Annotated in this window: 21 protein-coding genes; 8 read left to right on the top strand and 13 right to left on the bottom strand. The window is 45.0% G+C overall.

All coding sequences use genetic code 11. From position 1 onward, the window contains the following. Window positions 1-2: 2 nt before the first annotated feature. The 8 genes from ptsN to VJL_RS16865 all read right to left on the bottom strand — a co-directional run bounded on the left by ptsN (window position 3) and on the right by VJL_RS16865 (window position 6,109). A complete protein-coding gene (ptsN, locus tag VJL_RS16900; RefSeq protein WP_038864515.1) occupies window positions 3-449 on the bottom strand; it encodes a PTS IIA-like nitrogen regulatory protein PtsN in 447 nt (148 codons plus the stop codon). Window positions 450-451: 2 nt separating this feature from the next. After that, window positions 452-739, bottom strand: a complete 288-nt coding sequence (gene hpf / locus VJL_RS16895) for a ribosome hibernation promoting factor (RefSeq protein WP_038864512.1) — start codon at window positions 737-739, stop codon at window positions 452-454. Window positions 740-763: 24 nt separating this feature from the next. Continuing rightward, a complete protein-coding gene (locus VJL_RS16890) occupies window positions 764-2,230 on the bottom strand; it encodes an RNA polymerase factor sigma-54 (RefSeq protein ID WP_038864510.1) in 1,467 nt (488 codons plus the stop codon). A gap of 50 nt (window positions 2,231-2,280) precedes the next feature. Beyond that, window positions 2,281-3,006: an LPS export ABC transporter ATP-binding protein gene (lptB, locus tag VJL_RS16885; protein ID WP_038864508.1), complete on the bottom strand. Its 726-nt coding sequence runs from the start codon at window positions 3,004-3,006 to the stop codon at window positions 2,281-2,283. Between the two features lies 1 nt (window position 3,007). After that, complete coding sequence (gene lptA, locus VJL_RS16880; RefSeq protein ID WP_038864506.1) at window positions 3,008-3,502, bottom strand: lipopolysaccharide transport periplasmic protein LptA; 495 nt, start codon at window positions 3,500-3,502, stop codon at window positions 3,008-3,010. After that, on the bottom strand, window positions 3,483-4,046 hold the full coding sequence (gene lptC, locus VJL_RS16875) for an LPS export ABC transporter periplasmic protein LptC (protein WP_038864505.1): 564 nt from the start codon (window positions 4,044-4,046) through the stop codon (window positions 3,483-3,485). Before lptC ends, lptA begins: the two co-directional genes overlap by 20 nt. Before the next feature lie 90 nt (window positions 4,047-4,136). Then, the gene (gene kdsD / locus VJL_RS16870; protein WP_038864503.1) at window positions 4,137-5,108 is read right to left on the bottom strand and encodes an arabinose-5-phosphate isomerase KdsD; all 972 of its coding nucleotides are present in this window, start codon (window positions 5,106-5,108) and stop codon (window positions 4,137-4,139) included. 35 nt (window positions 5,109-5,143) lie between these two features. Next, on the bottom strand, window positions 5,144-6,109 hold the full coding sequence (locus tag VJL_RS16865; protein ID WP_038864502.1) for a calcium/sodium antiporter: 966 nt from the start codon (window positions 6,107-6,109) through the stop codon (window positions 5,144-5,146). 400 nt (window positions 6,110-6,509) lie between these two features. Here VJL_RS16865 and mlaF point away from each other — a divergent pair, with 400 nt between their 5' ends. The 8 genes from mlaF (at window position 6,510) to VJL_RS16825 (ending at window position 11,962) form a co-directional block, all read left to right on the top strand. Next, a complete protein-coding gene (gene mlaF / locus VJL_RS16860; RefSeq protein ID WP_038879697.1) occupies window positions 6,510-7,313 on the top strand; it encodes a phospholipid ABC transporter ATP-binding protein MlaF in 804 nt (267 codons plus the stop codon). Beyond that, on the top strand, window positions 7,303-8,094 hold the full coding sequence (gene mlaE / locus VJL_RS16855) for a lipid asymmetry maintenance ABC transporter permease subunit MlaE (RefSeq protein WP_038879694.1): 792 nt from the start codon (window positions 7,303-7,305) through the stop codon (window positions 8,092-8,094). Before mlaF ends, mlaE begins: the two co-directional genes overlap by 11 nt. Before the next feature lie 2 nt (window positions 8,095-8,096). After that, window positions 8,097-8,594: an outer membrane lipid asymmetry maintenance protein MlaD gene (mlaD, locus tag VJL_RS16850; protein ID WP_038879692.1), complete on the top strand. Its 498-nt coding sequence runs from the start codon at window positions 8,097-8,099 to the stop codon at window positions 8,592-8,594. Window positions 8,595-8,597: 3 nt separating this feature from the next. Then, window positions 8,598-9,236 carry a phospholipid-binding protein MlaC gene (gene mlaC / locus VJL_RS16845; RefSeq protein ID WP_038864496.1) on the top strand — a complete coding sequence of 213 codons (639 nt, stop codon included), beginning with the start codon at window positions 8,598-8,600 and terminating at the stop codon, window positions 9,234-9,236. Next, window positions 9,236-9,556, top strand: a complete 321-nt coding sequence (locus VJL_RS16840) for an STAS domain-containing protein (RefSeq protein WP_038864494.1) — start codon at window positions 9,236-9,238, stop codon at window positions 9,554-9,556. Before mlaC ends, VJL_RS16840 begins: the two co-directional genes overlap by 1 nt. Window positions 9,557-9,559: 3 nt before the next feature. After that, on the top strand, window positions 9,560-9,814 hold the full coding sequence (gene ibaG, locus VJL_RS16835) for a BolA family iron metabolism protein IbaG (protein WP_005432865.1): 255 nt from the start codon (window positions 9,560-9,562) through the stop codon (window positions 9,812-9,814). A gap of 9 nt (window positions 9,815-9,823) precedes the next feature. Further along, window positions 9,824-11,089: a UDP-N-acetylglucosamine 1-carboxyvinyltransferase gene (gene murA, locus VJL_RS16830; RefSeq protein WP_038864493.1), complete on the top strand. Its 1,266-nt coding sequence runs from the start codon at window positions 9,824-9,826 to the stop codon at window positions 11,087-11,089. A gap of 147 nt (window positions 11,090-11,236) precedes the next feature. After that, complete coding sequence (locus VJL_RS16825) at window positions 11,237-11,962, top strand: 1-acylglycerol-3-phosphate O-acyltransferase (RefSeq protein ID WP_038879689.1); 726 nt, start codon at window positions 11,237-11,239, stop codon at window positions 11,960-11,962. An 85-nt stretch (window positions 11,963-12,047) separates the two neighbouring features. Here VJL_RS16825 and VJL_RS16820 read toward each other — a convergent pair whose 3' ends face one another. From VJL_RS16820 to VJL_RS16805, 5 genes are all read right to left on the bottom strand, one after another. Continuing rightward, a complete protein-coding gene (locus tag VJL_RS16820) occupies window positions 12,048-12,437 on the bottom strand; it encodes a RidA family protein (protein WP_005432832.1) in 390 nt (129 codons plus the stop codon). Between the two features lie 165 nt (window positions 12,438-12,602). Next, window positions 12,603-13,064, bottom strand: coding sequence for an aspartate carbamoyltransferase regulatory subunit (gene pyrI / locus VJL_RS16815; protein WP_038879686.1), 462 nt, complete (start codon window positions 13,062-13,064; stop codon window positions 12,603-12,605). A gap of 17 nt (window positions 13,065-13,081) precedes the next feature. Continuing rightward, the gene (gene pyrB, locus VJL_RS16810) at window positions 13,082-14,011 is read right to left on the bottom strand and encodes an aspartate carbamoyltransferase (RefSeq protein WP_038879683.1); all 930 of its coding nucleotides are present in this window, start codon (window positions 14,009-14,011) and stop codon (window positions 13,082-13,084) included. A gap of 89 nt (window positions 14,012-14,100) precedes the next feature. After that, a complete protein-coding gene (locus tag VJL_RS30355; RefSeq protein ID WP_005432831.1) occupies window positions 14,101-14,226 on the bottom strand; it encodes a hypothetical protein in 126 nt (41 codons plus the stop codon). A gap of 69 nt (window positions 14,227-14,295) precedes the next feature. Continuing rightward, window positions 14,296-15,300, bottom strand: coding sequence for an ornithine carbamoyltransferase (locus VJL_RS16805; RefSeq protein WP_038879681.1), 1,005 nt, complete (start codon window positions 15,298-15,300; stop codon window positions 14,296-14,298). Window positions 15,301-15,379: the final 79 nt, after the last annotated feature.

Raw genomic sequence — 15,379 nt, 5'->3', positions numbered from 1 at the left:
GATTACTGATGAATCATAATGTCGTAGAGTTCTTCATCGCTCTGAGCTTTGCGCAGCATTTTTAACACTTGCTTGTCGCTCAAGCGTTCAGCCATAGAGGATAGTGTTTTGAGGTGTTCTTTGCACTGTTCTTCTGGAACCAGAAGCGCAAAGAGAAGGTCTACAGGTCGGTTGTCGATCGCATCAAACTCAATCGCTTCATCACATTGAAGTAATACGGCAATGGCTTTATCGCTGGATGACATTCTTGCGTGAGGGATAGCAATACCGTTGCCGATACCCGTACTACCCATCTTTTCTCTGCTGAGCATACACTCAAACAGTTCGGTTGAATCTTGGCCCGTGTTTTCAGCAACAATTTGGCTGATCATCTCTAGGGCTCGTTTCTTACTTGTACAATGGACTGCACTTTTGGTGCAGTCCAGTGACAGTATCTCGCTCAATTGCATGATTAATGACTGTTTAGTTTTTCTTTGTGCTTGTTAAGTTGACGAACTAATTTATCCACCAGCGAATCAATTGCTGCATACATACTTTCGTCATTCGATGACGCGTGGATTTCGCCCTGATTTATGTGAAGCGTAGCTTCCGCGATTTGGTTAAGTTTTTCAACTTTTAGTACAACTTGTATTTGGTTTATATGGTCGAAGAATCTATCGAGCTTCTGAAACTTTGATTGAACATAGTCTTGCATTGAATCGGTAAGATCAACGTGATGGCCTTGAATATTGATTTGCATAGACTTTCCTTTTCAGTTGGTGCCTTAAAGTAGGCGTTTACGCTGACTTGAAGGGGCGATACCCAAGGATTCACGATACTTCGCGATCGTACGTCTTGCGACTTGAATCCCTTGGTCAGCCAGAAGAGCAGCAATCTTGCTGTCACTCAATGGTTTAGCGGTATTTTCCGCTGCGACCAACTTTTTGATGAGCGCGCGAATTGCTGTGGACGAACATTCTCCGCCATTGTCTGTACTGACATGACTAGAGAAGAAGTACTTCAATTCAAAAATGCCACGTGGTGTGTGCATGAACTTCTGTGTAGTCACACGAGAGATCGTGGATTCATGCATGTCCACTGCCAATGCTACATCGTTAAGTACCATTGGTTTCATGGCTTCTTCACCATACTCGAAGAAATCTTGTTGATGTTCAACAATACATCTTGCAACTTTGAGAAGCGTCTCGTTTCTGCTTTCTAGGCTCTTAATCAGCCATTTTGCCTCTTGCAAATTGCTGCGAATATACTGGCTATCGGCACTGTTGCCTTTGCCCAGTTGCGCATATTGTTGATTTACTTTTAGTTTTGGGATGCTGTCAGGATTAATGGAAACCGTCCATTTGCCATGATCTTTAAAAACGGAAACGTCAGGAATAACGTATTCGGTATCATCTGGAGTAATACGGCTGCCAGGTCGAGGGTCCAATTGCTGAATCAGCTTTAACACTTCACGTAGGTCTGCTTCTTTCAGTTTGGTCTCTTTGATGACGAGCTTGTAATCGCGATTACCAAGATGATCGATATGATCGCTCAGCACCATTTTCGCTTCAGCGAGCCACGGTGTATCTTCTGGGAAGGTCACTAATTGCAGTAATAGACATTCTTGAAGGTTGCGAGAGGCAACGCCAAGGGGGTCAAATTGTTGAATGCGTTTGCGAACGGCTTCGATTTCATCAAGTTCAACATCTTCGTTGTCGAAGCTTTCATGAATTTCTTCTGGAGAGAGCGTGAGGTAACCGTAGTCGTCAACCGCATCAATGATGGCTAACGCGATGGTGCGGTCGGTTTCGCTAAATGGCGTTAAGTCTAACTGCCACATCAGGTAATCGTGCAGCGATTCAGTGGTTTCACCTTGATAGACCGGCATATCGTCATCAAGCGCTAAGCCTGTGCTGCCAGTGTTCGCGCTGTAAACATCGTCCCAAGTGGTGTCGATTTCTAGCTCAGAGCTGATTTCAGATTTTTCAATCACGTCTGAGCTATCAGGAACATCAATCTCGGCAGTTTCATTGGCACTGTTGTCTGCAGCATCGAGTGCTGATTTGTCTTCACCATTTGCTTGAGGTTCTTCTTGGCCTTCTTCAACTTCCAATAAAGGGTTGGAGTCCAAGGCTTCTTGGATTTCCTGTTGAAGGTCGAGCGTCGACAATTGCAACAAACGAATCGCTTGTTGTAGCTGCGGCGTCATGGCTAACTGTTGACCTAGCTTGAGTTGTAATGAAGGTTTCATTCAGTGTTACTTACCTTGTAATGCTCAGAATCTTACCGTTCCTAATGTAATCATAGACGGAATTGTTCACCGAGATAAACTTGTTTCACCTGCTCGTTGTTGAGAACCTCATCCGGAGTTCCTGAAGCAATAAGGTGTCCTTGACTTACGATATAGGCTTTTTCACAAACGTCCAAGGTTTCACGAACGTTATGGTCAGTGATTAACACACCAAGACCACGATCGCGCAAGTGTTCAATGATTTTTTTGATGTCGTTAACCGAAATTGGGTCAACACCCGCGAACGGTTCATCCAACAAAATGAACTGAGGGTTTGCTGCCAATGCACGAGCGATTTCTACACGGCGGCGTTCACCACCTGATAGTGCCATACCCGCACTGGTGCGTATGTGCTGTATGTGGAATTCTTCCAATAAATCTTCAAGCTTATCTTGGCGCTCTTCTCGAGTTAACTCTTGGCGAGTTTCTAGGACGGCCATGATGTTGTCTTCAACCGATAACTTACGGAATATGGAAGCTTCTTGTGGCAAGTAGCCGATACCTAGGCGCGAGCGACTGTGCATCGGTAGGATACTGATGTCTTGATCGTCGATAGTGATGATGCCTTCATCACGAGGTACCAAGCCGACAATCATGTAAAACGATGTGGTTTTACCTGCGCCGTTTGGACCCAACAGTCCCACAATTTGACCAGACTCGACTTCGAGGCTCACGTCCGTAACGACCTTGCGTTTCTTGTAGCTTTTAGCAAGATTCTTTGCGCTCAGTACTGCCATATTAGTTCTCGATTTGGTTCGGTTGCAGGATGGTGGTAACGCGCTCATTCTTCGAGCTGTCAGCAACAAGCTTCTGTTGACCAATTTGGTAGCGAATTGATGAGCCCTTGATGGTGTTACCGTCTTGGGCTAGCTGTGCTTGGCCTTTCATGGTCAATTCGTCAGTAGAAATACGGTAATCCAATTCAGTAGCTTGACCACTGAGTGTTTTACCATCGTCCATTAATTGAGAGAAAGTGGCAGGTTTACCAAATGCTTGAATTTGTTTGATCGCTTCCGTTTTCGGGTCACGAGTTACAACAATTCTGTCAGCATCGATATTGATGCTACCTTGCTTAAGAGATACATCACCTTTAAAGGTCACCTGGTTACTCTTCATGTCCACCTGCTGGGTGTCTGAATTAATGTAAACCGGCTGTTGCGTATCCGACTTAAGTGCCAACGCTTGTGGCGCTGCTAATACCAATGCCAATAGGCTAAGGTGTAACGGTTTCATATCGACCTTGAACTTCATCTGTCAGAGTCGCAGTGTGGGCTTTTAAGTTGCCTTGCATTGCGCCTCCGGTAGTTTCAAATTGTGGTCCAACCAACATTACTTGTTGATCGGCTTTAAAATCACGATTGCTTAAGTTGATGACCAGCTTGTCTGTTGCCATGGTGTCAAAGCTTGCGTCAGGCAATAAGTTTTGCATGAGAACTTTGTCGTATAACGTCAGGATCTGGTCTTCATCAAGTACTGCTCTTGTTGCAGTGACCTTCCACTCAACAACGCTACCTTCACGGTAAACCATCAGTGTTGGGCTATTAAAAATCGTATCTCCACTCTTGGCGTAATGATCCAAGCTGTTAGAGCGAATGATGTAACTGCGGACACCATTTTCACCATAAGTGATATTTTCTAGTCCAGTACCACTGAACATAGGCAGTTCTAAATTAGGTGCAACCTGTATATCTTCATCGCCTTTTGGTGTCAGCAAATAATAACCACACCATGCGACAACGAAGATCAGGAGCAAATAAATAAGGCGAGTAAAACTCATAAAATAAAGGCCTTTATCTTAGCTCAGTACTTCCCTGACCATTGCCTTAATCTGTTAATCAAATTGTGTAAACATTTGTTGATGGATGGATTACATCACACCCGCTTTCAACAAATCGTGCATATTCAGCGCACCAACAATCTTGTTGTTGTCGCACAAGATCAGAGCATTGATGTTTTTATCTTGCATAAGATTCAAACCCTCGACAGCTAACATTTCTGGATGAGCCGTTGTTGGGTTTTGAGTCATCACTTCACCGATTGCTGTGGTGTGAATATCAATACGTTTATCCAAAGTACGACGCAAGTCACCATCAGTGAATATACCAAGCATAGCATCGTGCTCATCGACAATCGCGGTCATCCCTAAGCCTTTCTCTGAAATCTCAAGAAGTGCGTCGCGAATCAATGCATCTGGCGCAACTTTTGGTAGTGCATTACCAAAGTGCATAATATCAGACAGCTTGAGCAGCAATTTTCTTCCCAACGCACCACCAGGGTGTGATAGAGCGAAGTCTTCTGCAGAAAAACCACGAGCTTGAAGCAGGGCAACGGCAAGAGCATCGCCCATGACCAAAGTTGCTGTTGTGCTGCTCGTTGGTGCAAGACCAAGTGGGCAGGCTTCTTGCGGAACGGTGATTTGCAAATGCATATCCGACAATTTGGCCATGTTCGACTCAGGCTTGCCTGTCATGCTGATAATTTTGATGTTCAGACGTTTCAATACTGGGAATAGAGATAAAATCTCGTGAGACTCACCAGAGTTAGAAATCGCAATGACGATATCGCCTTCACTGATCATTCCTAGGTCACCATGCGCAGCTTCACCAGGGTGAACAAAAAACGCGGAGGTGCCTGTACTTGCAAGGGTCGCAGCAATCTTGTTGCCAATGTGACCTGATTTGCCCATCCCCATAACAACGACTTTGCCATTATTGGAAAGAATCAATTCGCAAGCTTGTTCAAACTGCGCATCAAAATACTGGTCCAGTTGTTGAAGTGCGGCCACTTCAATATCAAGAACTTGTTTAGCAGCAGCACGAAAATCAAATTGAGTGGACATATCAGAGCTCCAATTTGTCTTTACTTATTATGTTATTAAGCGGCCATGTTTGCGAATAGGTACACTTGGTAGCCTAAGAAACACACAAACAGGATTGAACCTTCTAAACGGTTGATACTGCGAGATTTACCAAGACACATTGCCACAAGCAGTAGCGATACGCCGAGCATAACCCAAAAGTCACGACCCATCGCAAATTCACTTAGCATTGAAGGATTGATGATGCCCGGTAGGCCCATTACCGCCAAAATGTTGAAAACGTTTGAACCGATGATGTTACCCACAGCCATATCGTCTTCGCCCTTTAGAACGCCTGCTAGAGATGCAGCAAGCTCCGGTAGGCTAGTGCCGATAGCAATGATAGTAAGGCCGATAACGAGATCACTCATACCAAAGTGTTTTGCAATGATGACGGCGTTGTCGACTAACATGCTTGCTGCCAAAGGTAGAAGTATCAGACCGATCACAACCCACATAACGGCTTTTGGATTACTTACACCTTCAGGGACTTCTGATTCTTGTTCATCGACAAAAGCATCACCCGCTTTTTGTTCTTTGCGGCTGATTTGCAACATGGCAAATAGGAACGCAGCAAAGAGTACAAACAGCAATACGCCTTCGTAGAAACCTAGGTGGTTATCCCAAAGTAAAATACCAGCCAGTACGGTTACTGCTATCATCAATGGCAATTCTCGACGAACCACAGCAGAGCTGATGGAAAGTGGTTTGATGATGGCGGTGATACCAAGAATTAAAGCGATGTTGGCGATGTTCGAGCCAAGAACGTTACCGACAGCTGTGTCGGTTTTACCGTCCCATGCTGCGGTTGCAGAAACCATCATTTCTGGCGCAGAAGAACCCATCGCCAAAATGGTCATGCCGATCACTAAAGGTGAAATACCGACGTTGCGGGCCAGAGCTGCAGAGCCAAAAACAAGTTTATCTGCACTCCATACAAGTATAACAAGACCGACGATAAGCAACGCTACGGCTTCGAGCATGATGATTCCTAAGTAATAAAAATAAGTGAAATGAGTAACCGCTAATTTTGACCTTTCACAGCCAAAAATGGAAGATAAACAACAAATAAATTAAAGGTTAGTAACGAAATTGTGTTTAATTGTTGCTCGATCGCGTGTTGTATTTGATACCGCTTATCTGGAGTTGAATTTAAACACCTTCCTTTGATTTCGTCATATTTTATGAAGAATTGCTTGAATTTGGTCGGCTTTATTTAATTGAACAGTGCTTTTAATTCAAGTTCAATGTGCTTATGATTGCAGCCTAATAAGTGTACCGAAGTCACTTTAGGATATTCTCGACGTAATATCTTGAAAACAATCGGGGTTGAGTTGGCTGATGACTCTGTGAGTCAAACTCACAAACAGTAGAAGAGATAGTATGTCGAACAACGATTTAGTTACCGTTAACAATCTCACTTTTTCACGAGGCGAACGTAAGATCTTTGATGGCGTTGATTTACACGTGCCAGAAGGGAAAGTGACGGCCATTATGGGGCCATCGGGGATCGGTAAAACGACACTGTTACGCTTAATTGGCGGTCAGTTGTACCCCGAACAAGGTGAGATCTGGTTTGATGGCGATAACATTCCAGCACTCTCACGTAAGAAGCTTTACCATGCTCGAAAGAAGATGAGCATGTTGTTCCAATCAGGCGCTCTGTTCACGGATTTGAACGTTTTCGATAATGTTGCCTTTCCTTTACGTGAACATACAGAACTCTCTGAAGAATTTATCCGTACTATGGTGCTGCTTAAGCTTGAAGCCGTAGGTCTACGTGGTGCCGCAAAGTTGATGCCAAGTGAACTTTCTGGCGGTATGGCTAGGCGAGCTGCTTTAGCACGCGCGATTGCGCTCGATCCCGACCTTATCATGTATGATGAACCGTTTGTTGGTCAGGATCCGATCACCATGGGCGTATTAGTTGAGTTGATCAGTAATTTGAATCGAGCGCTAGGTCTGACTTCGATTGTCGTTTCACACGATGTACCAGAAGTGATGAGTATTGCGGATTGGGTTTATTTGATGGCCGATGGCAAAATCATTGCTTTTGGCACGCCACAAGATCTGAGAGACAATCCAGATCCACGCGTGCAGCAATTCTTGTTGGGTGATGCGGATGGTCCGGTACCGTTCCGATTTCCCGCTCAAAGTATCGAAAAGGATTTATTTGATGGTCGATAGTTTTATTCAATTTGTCGCTTCATTAGGAAGACGCACGTTGGCCATCTGTGAAGCCTTTGGCCGTGCGACACTAATGTTGGTTGGTGCTTTGGTAACCCGACCACAACCGGTCAAAAACTTCCCGTTATTAGTGAAGCAGCTTTACTCCGTTGGTGTGCAGTCTCTGGCTATCATTGTCGTATCGGGTTTGTTTATCGGCATGGTGTTGAGTTTACAAGGCTATGTCGTGCTGGTGGACTACGGTGCGGAAGGCAGTCTCGGGCAAATGGTCTCTCTATCGCTATTGCGTGAGCTAGGGCCTGTGGTAACCGCCTTGTTATTCGCTGGGCGAGCTGGGTCTGCATTAACCGCAGAAATCGGCTTGATGAAAGCCACTGAGCAGCTTTCGAGTATGGAAATGATGGCGGTAGACCCGCTTAAACGCGTTATCGCTCCTCGTTTTTGGGCAGGTGTGATTTCCATGCCACTGTTGGCGATGATCTTCATGGCTATTGGTATCTGGGGCGCTCAAATTGTTGGCGTTGATTGGAAAGGCGTTGACCACGGTAGTTTTTGGGCGGCAATGCAGTCGTCAGTAGAATTAGGCCAAGATATTGGTAACAGCATGATCAAATGTATCGTGTTTGCGATTACCGTTACTTGGATCGCTCTTTTTAATGGCTATGACGCGATTCCGACTTCGGAAGGGATCAGCCGAGCAACGACGCGCACGGTAGTGCATTCTTCTTTAGCAGTACTGGGACTAGACTTTGTACTGACCGCATTGATGTTTGGGAATTAATCATGCAACAAACACGTAAAACTGAATTATGGGTTGGCAGCTTTGTATTGGCAGGAATTTGCGCGATTCTTGTGATGATTTTTCAGGTTGCTGACGTAAAAAGCATTGGCTCTGGCAATACTTATACCCTGAAAGCTGAGTTCGATAATATTGGTAGTTTAAAAGTTCGTTCACCAGTGAAAGTTGGCGGCGTTGTGGTTGGTCGTGTGAGTGATATTACACTTAACCCTGAAAGCCTACTTCCAATTGTGAGCTTGTCGATTAACAGTCAATACAATCAATTCCCAGAAACTTCTAGTTTACAAATTTTGACTTCTGGATTGATTGGCGAGCAGTACATTGGCTTAGTTCCGGGTTTCATCTTTGATGATGAAGAAATGTTAGTTGATGGTGATACCATCGAAGACACCAAGTCTGCCTTAGTTTTAGAAGACTTAATTGGACAGGTGCTATACAGCATCGGTGGCTCCGGCGATTCTGGCAACACAAGTAAGGAATAACCCATGTTCTCTAGATTATTACTTTCTTTCGTAGCGGCATTTACTGCTTTTGGTGCAGTGGCGGCAGAAGTAGATAAAACTCAGCCTTATCAAATGATGAGACAAGTTGCGGAAGTGACATTTGATCGTTTGAAAGCTGAACAGCCACAAATTAAGCAAGATCCAAATTTGCTTAAGACTATCGTTGAAGAAGAGCTGATGCCTTACGTCAACGATCGCTATGCGGCATTAAAACTGCTTGGTCCGAACTTAAAAGGCGCGAAGCGTGAAGACGTTGGTGAGTTTATTAAGGCATTTCGTTCTTACTTGGTGACGTCTTACGCACAAGTCTTAACACAATACACAGACCAGCAAATCGAGTTTGGCCCTGAACCTAAGTTAGACCCATCTAAGCGCATTACAAGCATTAAAGTAGATATCATCGACGCTCCGCGTCCGAACATCAAACTTGAGTTTAAATTGCGTAAAGATAAGAAAACCGGTGAATGGTTAGCATTCGACATGGTTGCAGAAGGTATTAGCTTACTTTCAAGCAAGCAATCGGAGTGGAATACAAAGATTCGTCAAGACGGTATCCTTGCAGTAGCAAAAGATCTTGAAAAATTGGCGGCACAGCCAATTCGTTTCGAGGCAGCAAAGTAATGGCGCAGTCTCATTCTCAGTGGCATTTACAATCAGATATTCTTAAGCTTACAGGGGCGTTGGATCGAGATACCGTGCCTTCTTTGTGGGCCGTTGCGCAGCGATGGCAGCCATCTCAAACCGAGCTAGAATGCTCGTTAGAAGAGATTGAGCGCGTCGACTCTGCGGGAATGGTGATGTTAATCCACTTATTAGAGCATGCAAAAAAACAAAACTGTCATATAATGCTCAGTTTCGTGCCGGCGCAATTGCGCACTTTGTTTCAGCTGAGCAACGTTGAATCTTTAGTGGCCAAACATATACAGAATTATCAGGGGTAAATTGTGGATAGCGCAAAAGTACAACAGTTACTAGAAGAAGCACTAAACCTTCAAGAAGTGCATGTAAAAGGTGAAGGTAGCCACTATGAGGTGGTTGCTGTTGATGCTTGTTTCGATGGAATGAGCCGCGTTAAGAAGCAGCAGTTAATTTACGGTCCTCTGATGGATTACATCCAGCGTAACGACATTCACGCGCTATCGATTAAAGCGTTCACTCCAGAAGAGTGGGCTCGTGATAAAAAGCTAATGTCGCTTTAAGGTTTATTGATGGAAAAGTTTCGAGTTATTGGGTCAGATAAACCACTGGTTGGTGAAGTGACCATTTCAGGTGCAAAAAACGCAGCACTGCCGATTTTATTTGCGTCTATCTTGGCTGAAGAGCCAGTAGAGGTGGCGAATGTGCCACACCTTCGTGATATCGATACTACTATGGAACTGCTTAAGCGTTTAGGCGCAAAAGTAAGCCGTAATGGTTCTGTTCATGTCGATCCAAGCAGCATCAACGAATACTGCGCACCTTACGACTTGGTGAAAACCATGCGTGCATCAATCTGGGCACTTGGTCCGCTGGTGGCTCGTTTTGGTAAAGGTCAAGTTTCTCTACCTGGTGGCTGTGCGATTGGCGCTCGTCCTGTTGATTTACATATCACAGGTCTAGAGCAGCTTGGCGCAACGATTACACTAGAAGATGGTTACGTAAAAGCAGAAGTGGATGGTCGTCTAAAAGGCGCTCACATTGTGATGGACAAAGTGAGTGTTGGTGCAACGATTACTATCATGTGTGCGGCAGCGTTAGCGGAAGGTACCACAACGCTAGATAATGCAGCGCGTGAACCTGAAATCGTTGATACAGCAGACTTCCTAAACAAGCTTGGCGCAAAAATTTCAGGCGCGGGCACAGACACCATCACTATTGAAGGTGTTGAGCGTTTAGGTGGCGGTAAGCACAACGTTGTGGCTGACCGTATCGAAACGGGTACGTTCCTTGTTGCTGCGGCTGTTTCTGGCGGCAAAGTTGTGTGTCGTAACACCAACGGTCACTTGTTAGAAGCGGTACTTGCGAAGCTAGAAGAAGCGGGCGCATTAGTAGAGACTGGTGAAGACTGGATTTCTGTAGATATGACGGACCGTGAACTGAAAGCGGTAAGCATTCGTACTGCCCCACACCCAGGTTTCCCGACTGACATGCAAGCACAATTCACGCTATTAAACATGATGGCGAAAGGCGGCGGCGTAATTACTGAAACGATCTTTGAAAACCGTTTCATGCACGTACCTGAACTGATGCGCATGGGCGCAAAAGCGGAAATCGAAGGTAACACAGTCATCTGTGGTGACGTAGATTCTCTAAGTGGTGCGCAAGTAATGGCCACTGACCTACGAGCTTCGGCAAGTTTGGTGATTGCAGGTTGTATCGCGAAAGGCGAAACCATCGTTGATCGTATTTACCACATCGATCGTGGTTACGACAAAATCGAAAATAAACTGTCTGCTCTTGGCGCAAATATTGAGCGCGTGAGTGAGGCGGGTTAAACTGCATCGCAGTTGACTTCGATATAAAGAGAGCCGAAACTCAGGTTTCGGCTTTTTTATGTCGCGCTCTCTTTCATAGCTGATGACTATGTCCAAAGAACCAACAATAGCTGTATCTGGCGTAAAGCCGGTTCCTGGAGAACAACAATGATTGCACTATTACGTGTATTTGCTGTCGCAATTTTCGCAATTGTGATGTTTATTGGTGGTTGTGGTTACTGCCTATTAAGTCCTCGAAATCCTAAGCACGTTTTCACTTTTGGCCGCTTGTTCGGCAAGATGTCTCGTGTGTTCGGAATCAAATTAGAATTACGAATTCCTGAAGATGCTTACTCTCGTGGTCAGCATGTTTACATCGCGAACCACCAAAACAACTGGGATTTGTTTACTGTATCTTCAGCAGTGACACCAAAAGTCGTGACGGTAGGTAAAAAAAGCTTAGCGTGGATGCCACTATTTGGTCAGCTTTACTGGCTAACGGGTAACATTTTAATTGACCGTGGTAACCGTTCTAAAGCTAAGGGCACTATTGATCAAGTAGTTGATAGCATTAAGCAGAGTGACGTTTCAGTATGGATGTTCCCAGAAGGGACGCGCTCACGTGGCCGTGGCTTACTGCCTTTTAAAACCGGCGCATTCCATGCTGCTATCGGCGCAGAGGTGTCAATCATTCCGATCGTGTGTAGTTCAACTGATCACATTAAATTGAACCGTTGGAATAACGGTCATGTCATCATTGAAATGCTGCCACCAATCAGCTCTGAAGGCTATGGCAAAGAAGGCGTTCGTGAACTTGCAAACACCTGTCGCGATCAAATGAAAGCGAAGCTAGAAGCGCTGGATGAAGAAGTAAAACAGCGTAATGCCGCTTAAATTGAAATAGAACACTGCAACAAAAAGACAATAAAAAACGGGTAGCCTAAGCTACCCGTTTTTTTATGTTTCTTAGCAAGCGCAATTATTTACGAACGGCGATTGCTTCAATCTCGATGCCAACATCTTTTGGTAGGCGAGCTACTTCGACACAAGAACGTGCTGGGTAGTTTGCTACTTCGTGCTCATCGAAGAACTTGCCGTAAACTTCGTTCACAGTACCGAAGTCGTTTAGGTCTTTAACGAATACCGTCATTTTTACGATGTCAGTGACTTTAAGGCCTGAAGCTTCAACCACTGCTTTCACGTTTTCTAGAGATTGACGTGCTTGCTCTGCGATGTCCGCAGACACTTCACCTGTTGCTGGGTTTACTGGGATTTGGCCAGAAGTTAGAACCATGTTACCTAGATCTACGCCTTGAACGTAAGGACCGATTGCTGCTGGTGCAGACTCAGTGTGAAGTACTTTCGTCATTTGAATTGTTCCATCTGTTTAGGGGAATAAAGAGTGTACTCAAACAATTTGAGCGTTCTTAAGAAGAATCAGTGTGCCTTTAAACATGAAGCACGTAAAGAGCAAAATACCCCGCACGGGCGGGGTATCAGTCAATTTATCGTTAGCAAGAATTGAAGCGGGAAATTAACGTTCAGTGACGATCTCACGAGCGAAGACTTTCTCACAATATTTACACTTCAGACGGATTTCTTGCTTCTTCTCGAACACTTGGAAGCTGCTCGCAACTGGCTCGTTGTGGGTAATGCAGTTAGTGTTTGGGCATTCAAACACGTTTTTAACTTGCTCTGGTAACTCCAGCGCTAGCTTCTTCACAACTTCGTAGTTTTCGATTTGGTTTACGGTCGCATGTGGTGCGTAAAGTGCCAATTTGCTTGCTTGCTCTTCGTTGATGAACACGTTCTCGATCTTCAACAAGTCTTTATGACCTAATGCGGATGATGGCAGGTTAAGGCCAATCGTCACGCGTTGAGAAGAGTTGTGCATATCGAACAATTTCAACACTTTGATACCAATTTGGGCTGGAATATGGTCAATTACTGTGCCATTTTTGATTGCTTCTACCTGCAATTGAGTTTCTTTAGTCATGTCTTTTTCTCCCTCGATTACAGTGTTTCGTTTAGAACCAATGCCAACAATGCTTGGCGCGCGTACACGCCATTTTCTGCTTGTTGGAAGTAGTAAGCGTGCGGTGTTACGTCGACGTCTGTGGTGATTTCATCCACGCGTGGCAGTGGGTGTAGCACTTTCAAGTTCTCACGTGCACCTTCTAGTAGTGCCGCTGTTAGGATGTAAGCTGACTTGATGTGCGCGTATTCAGATTCATCGAAACGCTCTTTCTGTACGCGTGTCATGTACAGAATGTCTAGTTCAGGAATCACGCTTTCCATGTCTGTATGCAGGCTGTATTGAATACCTGCTTCATCGAGTTCTTCACATAGGTAATCAGGCATCGCGAGCGCTTCAGGTGCCACAAAGAAGAAGCGAATGTTACTGAACTTCGCCAATGCTTGAGTCAAAGAATGCACGGTGCGACCGTATTTTAGGTCACCAACGAACGCAACGTTCAGGTTGTCTAGACGACCTTGTGTTTCTGCAATCGTGTATAGGTCGAGTAGCGTTTGTGTTGGGTGTTGGTTGGCACCGTCACCAGCGTTAATCACAGGAACGCCGTTAGAGAACTCGGACGCCAAGCGCGCTGCGCCTTCTTGAGGGTGACGCATCACGAATGCATCGACGTAAGAAGAGATCACTTGAACTGAGTCAGACAGCGTCTCGCCTTTTTTCGCCAGAGAGGTGTTACCACCGTTATCAAAACCAATAACATCGCCACCGATACGTTGAATCGCTGTTTCGAATGACAGACGAGTACGTGTGGATGGCTCAAAGAAACAGCTCGCTACAACCTTGTTTTTAATCAGTTCTGGACGAGGTTCTTTTTTTAGCTGACCTGCAGTTTCTACAATCAGTTCCAGTTCTTCACGTGAAAGCTCTGGAATAGAGATGATGTGCTTCTGGTAAAGCGAGTTCGCCATGATCTTCTTCCCTATAACAGTGGTGACTATCCCCAAAATTACCCTGATGGAATTTCGGACATAAAAAAACCTCCCCAATTGGGGAGGTTTTAAAATTCAATAGAATTAACGAAAATAACAGCACGTAAGCGTAGTCGCTTAGCTAGAGCAAATCGCGTTTTTACGTCAGCAATCGGCGTGGTCATTTCGTAATCCTCAGACAAATTGCCGAGCATTATACGCTTAACTTTCGTGAGCGCAAGCGATTACATCATGGTTTTTGTTACCATTTTTAATGCTTTGGTTTAGCTGCCTAAAGTTGCCACCATCACGGCTTTGATGGTGTGCATGCGGTTCTCGGCTTCGTCGAATACGATAGAGTATTCAGACTCAAATACCTCTTCGGTGACTTCAAGCCCTTTCATTCCGTATTTCTCTGCCACCTCTTTACCCACAGTCGTTTCATCGTTGTGGAAGGCTGGCAGACAGTGCATGAACTTCACATGAGGGTTACCCGTTTGCTTAATCACATCCATATTGATTTGGTAAGGTGTCATCAGCGCAACACGCTCATCCCAAGCCTCAGCCGACTCACCCATCGAGACCCAAACGTCAGTGTATAAGAAGTCACAGCCTTTAACGCCTTCTTCAACGTTTTCAGTAAGCGTGATTTTCGCGCCGGTTTGTTGGGCAATTTCTTGGCAAGTTGTCACTAATGCTTCTTCTGGCCAGAACGCTTTTGGCGCCACAAGGCGGATGTCCATGCCCATTTTTGCTGCGCCAACCATGAGTGAGTTACCCATGTTATTGCGAGCATCACCAAGGTAAGCAAACGTCATCTCATGCAGTTGTTTCCCACGTCCGTGCTCTTGCATGGTCAGGAAGTCTGCAAGGATTTGGGTCGGGTGGAACTCATCCGTTAAACCATTCCAGACAGGTACACCAGCATAAGTACCAAGCTCTTCAACGATCGATTGACCAAAGCCACGGTATTCGATGCCATCGTACATACGACCAAGAACACGAGCGGTGTCTTTCATCGATTCTTTATGACCTATCTGTGAGCCAGAAGGACCGATGTAAGAGACTTGAGCGCCTTGGTCAAAGGCCGCGACTTCAAACGCACATCGGGTACGAGTAGAAGATTTCTCAAAGATTAGTGCGATGTTTTTACCTTGAAGTTTCTTCTGCTCTGTTCCTGCATATTTAGCTTTTTTCAGCTCTGCAGACAGTTCGAGCAAAAACTGGATCTCTTTGGTTGAGAAGTCCAATAGCTTCAAAAAGTTGCGATTACGTAGATTGAAAGCCATAGCTCGTCCCTTAGGTCGTTTGGTTGATAAAGAATAAAAGCATTAAAACATATAAATGCTTTTATTGTGAATAATTATT

The organism is Vibrio jasicida CAIM 1864 = LMG 25398, from assembly GCF_000400365.1.
Lineage (GTDB): Bacteria > Pseudomonadota > Gammaproteobacteria > Enterobacterales > Vibrionaceae > Vibrio > Vibrio jasicida.
Note: the sequence above shows the minus strand (reverse complement) of the source record. Positions and strands in the feature narration are given on the sequence as shown.

Bases quoted from the DNA above. Each gene is read 5' to 3' on its own strand.
- ptsN (WP_038864515.1), bottom strand. From the start codon at position 449: ATGCAATTGAGCGAGATACTGTCACTGGACTGCACCAAAAGTGCAGTC.
- hpf (WP_038864512.1), bottom strand. From the start codon at position 739: ATGCAAATCAATATTCAAGGCCATCACGTTGATCTTACCGATTCAATG.
- VJL_RS16890 (WP_038864510.1), bottom strand. From the start codon at position 2,230: ATGAAACCTTCATTACAACTCAAGCTAGGTCAACAGTTAGCCATGACG.
- lptB (WP_038864508.1), bottom strand. From the start codon at position 3,006: ATGGCAGTACTGAGCGCAAAGAATCTTGCTAAAAGCTACAAGAAACGC.
- lptA (WP_038864506.1), bottom strand. From the start codon at position 3,502: ATGAAACCGTTACACCTTAGCCTATTGGCATTGGTATTAGCAGCGCCA.
- lptC (WP_038864505.1), bottom strand. From the start codon at position 4,046: ATGAGTTTTACTCGCCTTATTTATTTGCTCCTGATCTTCGTTGTCGCA.
- kdsD (WP_038864503.1), bottom strand. From the start codon at position 5,108: ATGTCCACTCAATTTGATTTTCGTGCTGCTGCTAAACAAGTTCTTGAT.
- VJL_RS16865 (WP_038864502.1), bottom strand. From the start codon at position 6,109: ATGCTCGAAGCCGTAGCGTTGCTTATCGTCGGTCTTGTTATACTTGTA.
- mlaF (WP_038879697.1), top strand. From the start codon at position 6,510: ATGTCGAACAACGATTTAGTTACCGTTAACAATCTCACTTTTTCACGA.
- mlaE (WP_038879694.1), top strand. From the start codon at position 7,303: ATGGTCGATAGTTTTATTCAATTTGTCGCTTCATTAGGAAGACGCACG.
- mlaD (WP_038879692.1), top strand. From the start codon at position 8,097: ATGCAACAAACACGTAAAACTGAATTATGGGTTGGCAGCTTTGTATTG.
- mlaC (WP_038864496.1), top strand. From the start codon at position 8,598: ATGTTCTCTAGATTATTACTTTCTTTCGTAGCGGCATTTACTGCTTTT.
- VJL_RS16840 (WP_038864494.1), top strand. From the start codon at position 9,236: ATGGCGCAGTCTCATTCTCAGTGGCATTTACAATCAGATATTCTTAAG.
- murA (WP_038864493.1), top strand. From the start codon at position 9,824: ATGGAAAAGTTTCGAGTTATTGGGTCAGATAAACCACTGGTTGGTGAA.
- VJL_RS16825 (WP_038879689.1), top strand. From the start codon at position 11,237: ATGATTGCACTATTACGTGTATTTGCTGTCGCAATTTTCGCAATTGTG.
- VJL_RS16820 (WP_005432832.1), bottom strand. From the start codon at position 12,437: ATGACGAAAGTACTTCACACTGAGTCTGCACCAGCAGCAATCGGTCCT.
- pyrI (WP_038879686.1), bottom strand. From the start codon at position 13,064: ATGACTAAAGAAACTCAATTGCAGGTAGAAGCAATCAAAAATGGCACA.
- pyrB (WP_038879683.1), bottom strand. From the start codon at position 14,011: ATGGCGAACTCGCTTTACCAGAAGCACATCATCTCTATTCCAGAGCTT.
- VJL_RS30355 (WP_005432831.1), bottom strand. From the start codon at position 14,226: ATGCTCGGCAATTTGTCTGAGGATTACGAAATGACCACGCCGATTGCT.
- VJL_RS16805 (WP_038879681.1), bottom strand. From the start codon at position 15,300: ATGGCTTTCAATCTACGTAATCGCAACTTTTTGAAGCTATTGGACTTC.